Source organism: Leifsonia sp. L25 (assembly GCF_050632895.1).
Window position 1 is genome coordinate 646,980 of record NZ_JBODRZ010000003.1, and the last position, 11,372, is coordinate 658,351.

Sequence of the window (11,372 nt, forward strand, 5' to 3'; positions counted from 1 at the left end):
CGATCGTGGCCCGCTCCTCGTCGGTCGCGGTGGTGAGGTCCCACTCGATGCCGGCGGAGGCCAGCGATGCTGTGGCCAGCCGCGACTCCAGCGCGGTGTGCCGCTTCGTGATGTGGGCGACGGGCGCGCCGACGTGCGAGCCCATCAGCTCCGGAGGCGCGAGCAGAGCGGTCCAGCGCTGGATGCGCTGACGGTCCACAGGGTCGTTGGTGTCGCTGGCCCACACCCGGCCGGCGTACCGCAGCACCCCGAAGTCGACACGACCGCCACCCGAGGAGCAGGACTCGATCACCACCTCGGGATGCTCGGCGCGCAGCTCCGCCATCAGCCGGTAGCTCGCCAGCACCTGCCGGTGCGCCGAGCCCGCGAGCTGGTCGCGGTTCTGATCCCACTTGAGGAAGCGGATCGGGTACTCGTGCAGCAGCGCGTCGAGCTGGTCCCGCACGTGCCAGTAGGCGTCCGGCCGGCTCAGGTCGAGGACGTGCTGGTGCCGCCACGGGATCGGCGACGCGCCACCGGGGTCGGTGAGCAGCCAGTCCGGATGCGCGCGTGCCAGGTCGGAGTCGAGGCTGACCATCTCGGGCTCGATCCACAGCCCGAACTGCATTCCGAGCGCTTCGACGCGGGCGACGAGGGTGCAGGCCGTCCGGCCAGCGTTCCGGGTCGACCGTCCAGTCGCCGAGGGCACGCCGGTCGTCGGTCCTGCCGCGCATCCAGCCGTCGTCGAGGACGAACCGTTCGACGCCGGCCTCCGCCGCGAGCTCGGCCAGGCGGCTCAGAGTCGGCAGGTCGTGATCGAAGTAGACGGCCTCCCAGGTGTTGAGCACCACCACGGGAACGGGGTCGCTCTGCCCGAAGCCGCGTGCGACCGCGTGGAAGCGCTCCGAGATGCCGTCCAGGCCGCGATCCGAGTACGCCGCGTACACCGTCGGCGACGTGTACGACCGCCCGGGGATCAGCCGGACCTCGCCCGGCTCCAGGAGTTCGGCCGCGCGCAGCATCCGGTGGCCGGTGGCCGTCGCCTCGGCCGAGAGATCGGCGTCGCCGCTGAACCCGAGATGCACCGCCCAGACCTCGCCCTGCCGGAACCCGAACCCGGGCGTGCCTGCGGCCAGCACGATGGGAGCGTCGTGCCCGGTGCGGCCGTGCCTGCTCTGGCGCACCCAGGCGCCCTGGTCGACGATGCGCCGCTGCGGCTGCCGCTCACCCGCCCAGCGGCCTCCGGTGTCCAGCACCTCCGCGGCCCGGACGGGGATCGGGAGGCTCACCGCGAGGGCGGCGACCTCCCAGTCGGTCGTTCCCTCGTTGGCGATGGTCGTCGTCGCTTCCAGCAGACCGCCCGGGTGGATCCGCAGCTCGATGACGAGCCGCAGCCCGGTGCGCAGATCCGACGCGCGCACGATGAGCCGGTCGTCGTGCTGCTCCACGAGCGGGTCCCGGAAGGCGGGAGTCGCGGCGCCGTCCGGGCCGACGCCAGCGATACCGGGCCGCCCGGTCCAGCCCTCCGCGCGTACCGGCAGCAGGGTCGGCGTGAACGGGATGTCGATGGAACTCGGCGGCACGGCGGGGACGAGCGCATCGGAGACCGCTTCGATGTCGTCGACCGCGCCGAGATCGGCTCCCCAATGCAGGATGCGCGGCAGCGCGGAGCCGCGGGCGTCGAGAAGGATCTCGACGCCCGCGGCCCGCAACCGGAACAGCATGCTGATGAGGCTATCCCTTGACCGGGATCGACTGGGCCTTCAGCGCGTCGATCGTCTTCTGCTGGCCGGTCTTGAGCGCGTCCAGCAGCGTGCCGGAACCGCCCAAGGCCGCGCCGAAGCCGTCGGACACGTCCGTGTAGGTCTGCGTCATGGTCGGACCCCAGGTGAAGTTCGGGTCGACCTGGCCGGAGGCCTGCTTGAACACGTCGTAGATCTTCTGGCCGCCGTAGAAGGCCTGGCCGGAGGTGAACGCGGGGAGGTCGGCGCCGGCCTTGGCAGCCGGGTAGAGACCGCCGAGCTTGTTCTCCAGGGCGAGCGCCTCGGGGTCGGTGTTCAGCCACATGGCGAACTTGGCCGCCTCGTACGGGTGCTTGGAGCCCTTGAGCACGGCGGTGGAGGAACCGCCCCAGTCACCGGCCTTGCTGTCGCCGGCCGACCACTGCGGCATCGGGGCCACGGCCCACTTGCCCGCGGTGTTCGGAGCACCGGTCTCCAGCGTGGACGCACCCCAGACCGCGGACACCCAGGTCCACTGCTGGCCGTCGTCGAACGACTTGTTCCAGTCGTCGGAGAACGAGGCGAGCTTCGACACTTCTCCGGCGTCGATCAGCTTCTGCCAGTAGTTCGCGACCTGCGTCGACTTGTCGTCGGTGAGGTTGACGTTCCACGTGCTGCCGTCGTTCTTGAACCACTGACCGCCGGCCTGCCACACCATGCCCGCGAACCAGTTGACGTCCGTCTTCGGGAAGTTGGTGATGTACGCGCCCTTCGCCTTGATCAGAGCCGCGTCCTTGGCGTACTCGTCCCAGGTCGTCGGGACCGGGATGCCCGCCGCCTGGAAGAGGTCCTTGCGGTAGAAGAGGGCGATCGGGCCGGTGTCCTGCGGAACGGCGTAGACGGCGTTGTTCTCGCCGAAGGTCACCTGGTTCCAGGTCCAGTCGACGAACTTGCTCTGGGCGCCGCTCACCGGCTGGCAGGCGGCGATGTTCGTGAGGCCGTCCTGGACGCGGAAGTTCGGCAGCGCGTCGTACTCGATCTGGCCGAGGTCGGGTGCGTTGCCCGCCTTGATCTGGTTGAAGAAGTTCTGGTAGGTGCCGGAGTTGCCGTTCGGCCCGGTCTGGAACTTGACCTGGATGTTCGGGTTCTTGCTGTTCCAGAGGTCGACGACCTTGTCCATTCCGGGAACCCACGTGGTGAAGGTCAGGTCGACCTTGCCGGAGGAGGGCTTGCAGTCGCCCGAGGCGGCAGTGCTCGTGCTGCTGGCGCCCTGGCCGGAGCAGGCCGTCAGCGCGAGCGCGGCGGTCAGGCCGACGGCGGCGGCGACCATCCTGGTGCGTGCTTTCATCATGTGTCCTTTTGTGATTGTGAACGGGTGGTTACTTGACGCTTCCCGCGGCCAGTCCGCCGGACCAGAACCTCTGCAGGCTCAGGAACGCGATGATGAGCGGGATGATCGACACGAAGGCCCCGACGATCACCAGTGATCGCAGTTCCGGGGCCTGGCCGATCGAGCTGTTCCAGGCGTACAGGCCGAGCGTGACCGGGAACAGGGTCTGGTCCCGCAGCATGATCAGCGGCAGGAAGAAGTTGTTCCAGATCGCGACGAACTGGAACAGGAACATGGTCACCAGCGCGGGCGACATCAGCCGAACCGAGACGGTGAAGAAGGTGCGCACCTCGCCGGAGCCGTCCAGGCGAGCGGCCTCCAGCAGTTCGTCCGGCACGCTGGCGGCCGCGAAGATCCGCGCCAGGTAGACCCCGAACGGGCTCACGATGCTCGGGAGGAAGACCGACCAGTAGGTGTTGGTGAGCTGCACCTGGGAGAAGATCAGGAACAGCGGCAGCGCGAGCGCGGTCGCGGGCACGAGCACACCCGCCAGCACCACGTTGAACAGCACCTCGCGGCCGCGGAACCGGTACTTGGCCAGCGCGTAGCCGCACATCCCGGCGACCAGAGTGCCCAGGAAGGCGCCGACGCCGGCGTAGAGGATGCTGTTGACCACCCAGTGCACGTAGACGCCCGAGTCGTACGTGAAGAGGGTGCCGATGTTGCCGATCAGGGTCGAGAAGCCGTTCGGTGTGAACCAGAGCGCGGCGGTGGTGGTGAACTCCCCGCGGGTCTTGGTGGACGAGACCAGCAGCCACCAGATCGGGATCAGGAAGTAGAAGGTGAACACGGCCATCACGAGCATGGCGCCGATGCGCGAGACCGGGTTCTCTCGGCCGGCCCCGCGGGGAGCGGCGTCGCCGCGCTTGATGCGGCGGGTCGCCGCGGTGATGGTGGTCATGCGAACGCCCTCCGTTGGGTGAGCTTGAGGAACACGAACGAGAGCACGAAGGTGAACAGCGCCAGCACCACCGACATCGCGGCCGCCAGGCTGTAGTTCGGGATCGACGCCGTCGTGTAGACCGCGAGGTTCGGCGTGTAGGTGCTGTTGATCGCCGTGCTGAAGCTGCGCAGGGTCTGGGGTTCGGCCAGGAGCTGCAGCGTCCCGATGATCGAGAACACGGCGGTGAGGATGATCGCCGGCATCACCAGCGGGATCTTGATGCGGACGGCGACCTGCCAGTTGTTCGCGCCGTCCAGCTTCGCGGCCTCGTAGATCTCCTGCGGGATCGCCAGGAGCGACGAGTAGATGATCAGCATGTTGTAGCCGACGTAGACCCAGGTGACGATGTTCGCGATCGACCAGAGCACCAGGCCGGAGCCCAGGAAGTCCACGTTCTTGGTCAGATCGCTGAACGGGGACAGCGACGGCGAGTACAGGAAGCCCCACATGATCGCGGCGATCACGCCAGGGACGGCGTACGGGGCGAAGAACGCCAGCCGGAAGAACTTCTTGCCGCGCAGCAGCGGGGAGTCCAGCAGCAGCGCGAACACCAGCGCCAGCAGCAGCATCACCGGCACCTGCACGACCCCGAACACGAGGACGCGCCCCACCGAGGTCCAGAACGCGCTGTCCTGGAAGACCTGCACGTACTGGGTGAAGCCGCCGAAGACCTGCGTGGCCGGCCCGAACGTGCCCTGCCGCTGCACCGTCAGCAGCGATTCGTAGATCGCGTAGCCGATCGGCACGGCGTAGAAGAGGGCGTAGAGGAGCCCGAACGGGGCCACGAAGATCAGCACGGCCCGCCACAGGCTCCGTCCGCGCCGGCGGGAGGGTCGGGACCGTGCAGCTTGCGGGCTCGCGGTCCCGGTCGTCGGGGGTGACATCGTCGTCATCGGCTGTCCTTTCTCAGTTCTCGCGTCTCGTCTTCACGACACGCACCGCTCCAGGCGGCAGCTCCATCCCGTCGACGGCGGCGCCGGTCAGCAGCTCCAGCCCCGCGGCGCCGACCGTGCGGGCCGCGTCGGTGTGGTTGATGTAGAAGCGGTAGTCGGCGTCGGGTCCCCGACGGAGCACGGACTCCACGCCGTCGGCGTGGTCCGCGGGGATGGCGACCCCGGCCTCCTGTGCGGCCCTGACGAGCAGGCCGCTCAGGTGCGGCCGATCGACAGCGGTTCCGACGTACCAGGCGGAGCCTCGGCCGAAGGCGTTCCGGGTGACCGCGGGCGACCCGGGGAGCGGGCCGTCCTCGAACGCGACGAGCACCTCCGCGGTGCCCGGCACGATGTTCTCGCTCCACATGGTTCCGGTGGCCCCGTCGTCCAGGGCCACGCTGCCACCCGCGGCGAGCGGGAAGAACTCGTCGACGTGGAGGCCGAGGAGTGTCGTGAAGGCGCCGGGGTAGCCGCCGAGCCGCACGCGGTCGTCCTCGTCGACGATGCCGGAGAAGAAGGTGATGACGGCGGTCCCGCCGTCGGCCACGAAGTCGGTCACGGCCTTCGCCTCCGCGTCGCGGACGAGATACAGCGACGGCACGACGACCAGGCGGTACCCGGACAGATCGGCTCCCGGCTTCACGACGTCGACGGTGATGCCGGCCTCCCAGAGCGCGCGGTACATCGCGTGCGTCTGCTCCAGGTAGCGCAGCTCCTCCGACGGGTGCGAGTCGAGGTCGGTGGCCCACCACGCCTCCCAGCTGAAGATGAGCGCAGCCTCGGCCACCACGCGTGTGCCGGCCAGCTCGCGGACGGACCCGAGCGCCCGGCTCAGCTCCAGCACCTCCTGCCACTTCCGGCTGTCGGTGCCGGCGTGCGGCAGCAGCGCGGAATGGAACTTCTCGGTGCCCTGCGCCGACGCGCGCCACTGGAAGAAGCAGACGCCGTCCGCGCCGCGGGCGACGGGCGAAGGTGTTCCGCATCAGCTCGCCGGGCGTCTTGGCGATGTTGCGCGGCTGCCAGTTGACGGCGCCGGTCGCCTGCTCCATGAGCAGCCACGGACCGCCCTCGGCGAGCCCCCGGGTCGTGTCGGCCGCGAACGAGAGCTCCTGGTGCGGGTCCGGGAGCCGATGGTCGAGGTAGTGGTCGTTGGCGATCACGTCCATGTGCGGCGCCCACTGCCAATAGTCCTGGGTGCGGATGTGGGCGGTCACCATGAAGTTCGTGGTCACAGGCACCGTGGTGAGCCGGCGCAGGACGCGCTCTTCCACCCGGTAGCACTCCAGCACCTCGTCGGAGCTGAACCGCGCGAAGTCGAGCGCCTGCGTGGGGTTGCCGGCGGAGAGGGTGCGCCGCGGCGGGAGGACCTCCTCCCAGGCGCCGTAGCGCTGGCTCCAGAAGGCCGTCCCCCACGCTGCGTTGAGCCCGTCGAGCGTTTCGTACCTGGCGCGGAGCCAGTCGCGGAACGCGCCAGCGGAGACGTCGCAGTAGCAGTGCGCGTTGTGGCAGCCGAGCTCGTTGGAGACGTGCCAGAGCTGCACGGCGGGGTGGGAGCCGTAGCGGGTGGCGACCTCCGTGGCGAGGCGCTCGGCCGCGGCGCGGAACACCGGGGAGCTCGGGCAGTACGCCTGCCGGCCGCCGGGCCACGCGCGGATTCCATCGGCATCGACCGGCAGGATCTCCGGGTGCCGTGTGCTGAGCCAGGGCGGCGGGGACGCGGTGCCTGTTCCGAGGTTGATACCGATGCCCGCCCCGTGGAGCAGCCCGATGATCGCGTCCAGGCCGGAGAAGTCGAAGACGTCCGGACCGGGCTGGATCTGCGCCCAGCCGAACACGTTGATCGCGACGATGGTCACGCCCGCTTCGCGCATGAGGCGGATGTCCTCCGCCCACACCGCCGGGTCCCACTGCTCGGGGTTGTAGTCGCATCCGAACGCCAGCCGGCTCCCGGTCTCCCCCGACGTCGTGAGCACGGACAGTGCCGAGCCGACCGTGCTGCTGGGCGACATCGTGACCTCCTCGTCGAAATCTGTGAACGTTCCCAGACCATCTGGAACTGAACAGACCGAATTGGTCTGGGAACGTGCACAGACTAAGCGCCGCCTCGCGCGGTTGTCAAGATAAAGTGACGGTATGACCTCCGAAGCGGCCCGCCCGCGCCCGCGCCCGGCGACCATCCATGATGTCGCGCGCGCCGCCGGCCTGTCGCGCGGCACCGTCTCGCGCGTCATCAACGGGGAGCCGTACGTCTCCCCCGAAGCCCGGGCGGCGGTCGAGTCCGCGATCCTCGAGGTCGGGTACGTGCCCAACACCGCGGCGCGGAATCTGAAGACGCGCAGGTCCGGCGCGATCGCGTTGATCGTCCACGAGCCGCACTCGCTGTTCCTCGAGGACCCGAACATCGGCACCATCCTCCTCGGCATCAACGCGGTGCTCTCCCAAGCCGACTACCAGCTCGTGACGCTCATCATCGACTCGACGCGGGACAGCGACCGCGTCGCCGAGTACCTCCGCGGAGGCTTCGTGGACGGCGTCATCATCATCTCCGCCCGCGCCGGCGATCCGATCGGCCAGGCCGTCGCCGCGATCGGCATCCCCGCGGCGTTCGTCGGGCATCCGCCCGGCATCGAGGGCATCGCCTACGTCGGCATCGACAACGTCGGCGCCGCGCGATCCATCACCGAGCGTCTCGTGGCGACCGGTCGGCGACGGGTCGGCATGATCGCCAGCGCACTGGACCGCGACTCCGGCCGCGACCGCCTGGCGGGCTTCCGGCAGGCGCTGGGCGAGCTCTTCGACCCCGAGCTCGTGGTCGAGTTCCCGCTCTACAGCCACAGCGCCGGCGTGGAGGGGATGCGACGGCTCCTGGAGCGGGCGCCCGACCTCGACGGCGTCTTCGCGGCCTCCGATGCGATCGCCGCGGGCGCCCTGGATACGCTGCGCACCACCGGCAAGAGCGTGCCGGGCGATATCGGCGTGGTCGGTTTCGACGACAGTGCGTGGGCGCTGCGCTGCCAGCCCGCGCTGTCGACGGTCCACCAGCCGGCGACCGAGCTCGGCCGGGCCGCAGCGCAACTCGTGCTCGACCAGATCGCGCGGGTCGGCGCCCCTGTCGACGGGACCATTCTGGACACCTCGGTCGTGTGGCGCCTCTCGGCGTGAGCCGGTCGGGCGTGTCCGCGGCTCTGGTCTCACGGACGCCGCGCGGTCCGCACAGCCTGTGAACAAAGTGTAGATCGTATAGATTCTTACTTGGCTAGGGATATTCTCGGCAGTGCACTGACCGGCCGCGGCGAAGGAGGGTGACGGTGAGCAAGCACGACGAGATCACGACCTACGAATACGACAGGAACGGCGGGGTCGACGTCCTTGAGAAGCGAACCAGGGCCGTCCGCCCACTCGGCTCCGGCGAGGTGCTCGTCGAGGTGGTCACGGCGGGCGTCAACCACATCGACGGTTTCATCCGCAGCGGGCGCGAGGAGGCGTGGGCCGACGAGCCGTTCCCGCGCGGCTCGGGAAGCGATTTCGCCGGAATCGTCGTGACCGGCGACGGCGACGGGCAGTTCCGCCGGGGCGATGAGGTGATCGGTCATCTTCGCCAGGGCGCCCACGCGTCGCACGTCATCGCCCCGGTCGGCGCGCTCGTCCGAAAACCTCCGCGGGTGACCTGGGAGACCGCCGGCGGACTCTTCCTCGCCGGCGCGACGGCACTCGACACCCTGGACGACCTCCGCGTCGGACCGGGCGACACCGTGGTGATCTCCGCCGCTGCCGGCGGCGTAGGCAGCATCGAGGCACAGCTTGCGAAGCAGCGAGGCGCCCGCGTCATCGGGACCTGCGGCGAGCGCAACTTCGACTACCTTCGCCAGGTCGGCATCCGGCCGGTCACCTACGGCGCAGGGATCGAGGAGCGGATCCGCGAGCTGGCTCCCGACGGCGTCACCGTCCTGATCGACAACTTCGGACAGGACGGACGCGCCATCGCCGAGGCTCTCGGAGTGCCCCCGTCGCGCTACCGGTCGAGCGCGGACCGCCGCGAGACGGAACTGCGCCTGCTCAGAGACGATCCCGCTTCCGTCGCCCACGCCACCGGGCTGCTCGAACGGCTGGCCCGGCTCGCCGACGAGCGGGCGTTCACGCTGCTGATCTCCGGTTACTACCCGCTGTCGGAAATCGGTTCCGCCTACGACGACCTCCAGAACATGCACGCGCGCGGCAAGATCGTGCTCGGCACGCATCCGGTGACGACCTACCGGACTCTGAAGGCGCGCGACGTGCAGGAGGCGCGCGACTGACGGCTCCGACTGCCGCTCAGCCGCGGGCCGGTGGCGGCGACCCGGGCTGGCGCCACTGATTCGGCCGCCGGTTCCGATGCGCCTCGGCCACGACGGTCTCGACACGGCGGTCTCGACACGGCGGTCTCGGGTGGCGCCGGTCTTGGCCGAGAGCAGCCATTCGGGGATAGCGCGGCGCGCCGAGCGCGGGAAGGCGTCCCAGTCGACGCGCGCGACCGGGTCGGCATCCAGGGCGGTGCGGCTCCCGGCCTCGCGCCACGCTAGGCTGCGGGGCTCAGCCGGGTGAAGAACCGCGCGAGCACCGAGCGCTCGTGCCGGCCGAGCGTCGCGGTGAGGGCCGCGATCTCCTCGAGCGTCGGGGACCGGTCCATCCGGTCGGCCAGGAGCTCCAGTGCGAACGCGATGTCGTCGGCGGTGTGCTGCTGCCGGGCGACCGCGGGCCGCGGGGCGGCGGCCTCGGAACGTTCTGCGCTCACGTGGTCTGCTCCTGTCGTGTCGTGTCGTCGTGCTCCGCCGGTTCGGGCTCCCGGCGGGCCCCGCCCCCGGCCGCGCCGCCCAGCGACAGGGAGGCGAGCAGGCCGACCACCAGGAAGCCGGCGGCCGAGAACGCGGCGTAGCGGGTGCCATCGCTGAACGCGACTTTGGCGTCCTCCGCCACCGGCGCGGTGCGCGGGTCGCCCTCCAGCCTGGAGATGGCCGCGCCGGAGCTGTCGACGACGGCCGAGACGAGGGGGCGGCCTGCTGGGCCGGGATCCCGCGGTCGTCGAGCTTCGCGCCGAGGACCAGGCTGGTCGTGCCGAAGAGGATCGTGCCGAGGAGGGCGATGCCGAGGGCGGACCCGATCTGTCGCGCGGTGCTCTGGGTTCCGGAGCCCTGACCGCTCTGCTCCACGGGCACGTCCTTGAGCACGACTCCGGTGAGCTGCGCCGTCGCCAGTCCGACGCCGAAGCCGTAGACGAACAAGAAGGGGATCAGGGCTCCCCACGGCGTGGTGTCCGAGATCACGACACCGAGCCCCGCCACTCCGACGATCTCCGCGGCCAGCCCGATGCGTACGATGACGACGGGCGCGATCCGGTTGCCGAAGGCCCCGGCGAACCCGCTGGCCAGGAAGGAACCGATCGCGAGGGCGAGCAGGATGAGGCCGGTGTCGAGCGCACTGTAGCCGAGGATGTTCTGCAGCCAGATCGGCAGCGCCAGGATGATGCCGAACTCACCGAGCGACACGATCAGGGCGGCGATGTTGCCGTTGCGGAACGACGGGATGCGGAAGAGCCCCAGCGCGAGCATCGTGCTCCTGCCTGCCTTCATCCTGGCGCGCCCGCGGAGCACGAACCCGATCCCCGCCAGCACGGCGACGGCGAACGCGATCGGGACCGGCGACAGCGTGAACGGCCAGGCCCAGCCGCCGATCCGCGGCACGGTGTCGACGAGCCACCACCCGTAGGTGCGGCCTTCGATCAGCGCGAACACGAGGCTGGCGCTGGCGACGACCGACAATGCCGCTCCGAGCCAGTCCACCCCTCCGGAGTGGGCCGTGTCGCGCGACTCGGCGACCGTGGCGAGCACACCGACGATGATGATCACTCCGAGCGGCACGTTGATCCCGAACGCCCACCGCCACGAGAAGGTCGTCGTCAGCCAGCCTCCGAGCAGGGGACCGACCGCGGTCATCCCGCCGATGGTGGACCCCCAGACGGCGAACGCGATCGCCCGCTCGCGGCCGCGGAACGTCGCGTTGATGAGCGAGAGCGTCGTCGGCAGGATCATCGCGCCGCCCACGCCCTGGACGAGGCGCGACCCGATCAGGAACGCTCCGGTCGGCGCCAGCGCCGCGGCGATCGAGGCGAGCATGAAGACCGCGACGCCGATGAGGAGGATGCGCCTGCGCCCGAACCGGTCGGCCAGGGTGCCGAACACCAGCAGCAGCGAGGCGAACACCAGGGTGTAGGACTCCTGGATCCACTGCACGCCGGTGGAGTCGACCTTCAGCTCCGTGACGATGGAGGGGATCGCGACGTTGACGATCGTGGAGTCCACGATGATGAGGGCCACCGCGACACTGATGAACACCAGGCCGAGCCAGCGCGTGCGGGTTCCGGTCACAGCGAC

General features: G+C 70.0%; 7 protein-coding genes and 4 pseudogenes. 2 read left to right on the top strand and 9 right to left on the bottom strand.

The genetic code is table 11. The annotated features are described in order from the left end of the window. Window positions 1-10 precede the first annotated feature (10 nt). The 6 genes and pseudogenes from ACRAWC_RS06990 to ACRAWC_RS07015 form a co-directional block, all read right to left on the bottom strand. Window positions 11-1,703, bottom strand: a pseudogene (locus tag ACRAWC_RS06990) (alpha-galactosidase); the annotation flags it as partial. Window positions 1,704-1,713: 10 nt separating this feature from the next. After that, window positions 1,714-3,048, bottom strand: a complete 1,335-nt coding sequence (locus ACRAWC_RS06995; RefSeq protein ID WP_431347087.1) for an ABC transporter substrate-binding protein — start codon at window positions 3,046-3,048, stop codon at window positions 1,714-1,716. Window positions 3,049-3,079: 31 nt separating this feature from the next. Next, on the bottom strand, window positions 3,080-3,991 hold the full coding sequence (locus ACRAWC_RS07000; RefSeq protein WP_431347088.1) for a carbohydrate ABC transporter permease: 912 nt from the start codon (window positions 3,989-3,991) through the stop codon (window positions 3,080-3,082). Next, complete coding sequence (locus ACRAWC_RS07005) at window positions 3,988-4,917, bottom strand: carbohydrate ABC transporter permease (RefSeq protein ID WP_431349382.1); 930 nt, start codon at window positions 4,915-4,917, stop codon at window positions 3,988-3,990. The genes ACRAWC_RS07000 and ACRAWC_RS07005 overlap by 4 nt, the downstream gene beginning before the upstream one ends. A gap of 22 nt (window positions 4,918-4,939) precedes the next feature. Continuing rightward, entirely contained in the window at window positions 4,940-5,809 is an 870-nt protein-coding gene (locus ACRAWC_RS07010) for a beta-galactosidase (RefSeq protein ID WP_431347089.1), read from the bottom strand. Between the two features lie 184 nt (window positions 5,810-5,993). Further along, window positions 5,994-7,196 (bottom strand): annotated as a pseudogene (locus tag ACRAWC_RS07015) (beta-galactosidase); the annotation flags it as partial. Here ACRAWC_RS07015 and ACRAWC_RS07020 point away from each other — a divergent pair. Together ACRAWC_RS07020 and ACRAWC_RS07025 are read left to right on the top strand one after the other, a co-directional pair. Next, entirely contained in the window at window positions 7,099-8,127 is a 1,029-nt protein-coding gene (locus ACRAWC_RS07020; RefSeq protein WP_431347090.1) for a LacI family DNA-binding transcriptional regulator, read from the top strand. The pseudogene ACRAWC_RS07015 and the gene ACRAWC_RS07020 overlap by 98 nt on opposite strands. 146 nt (window positions 8,128-8,273) lie before the next feature. Further along, entirely contained in the window at window positions 8,274-9,260 is a 987-nt protein-coding gene (locus tag ACRAWC_RS07025; protein WP_431347091.1) for an NADP-dependent oxidoreductase, read from the top strand. Between the two features lie 111 nt (window positions 9,261-9,371). Here the strand turns inward: ACRAWC_RS07025 and ACRAWC_RS07030 are convergent. The 3 genes and pseudogenes from ACRAWC_RS07030 to ACRAWC_RS07040 all read right to left on the bottom strand — a co-directional run. Next, window positions 9,372-9,491: pseudogene (locus ACRAWC_RS07030) on the bottom strand (YdeI/OmpD-associated family protein); the annotation flags it as partial. Window positions 9,492-9,520: 29 nt separating this feature from the next. Further along, a complete protein-coding gene (locus ACRAWC_RS07035; protein ID WP_431347092.1) occupies window positions 9,521-9,736 on the bottom strand; it encodes a hypothetical protein in 216 nt (71 codons plus the stop codon). Further along, window positions 9,733-11,366 (bottom strand): annotated as a pseudogene (locus ACRAWC_RS07040) (MFS transporter). Before ACRAWC_RS07040 ends, ACRAWC_RS07035 begins: the two are co-directional and overlap by 4 nt. Window positions 11,367-11,372: the final 6 nt, after the last annotated feature.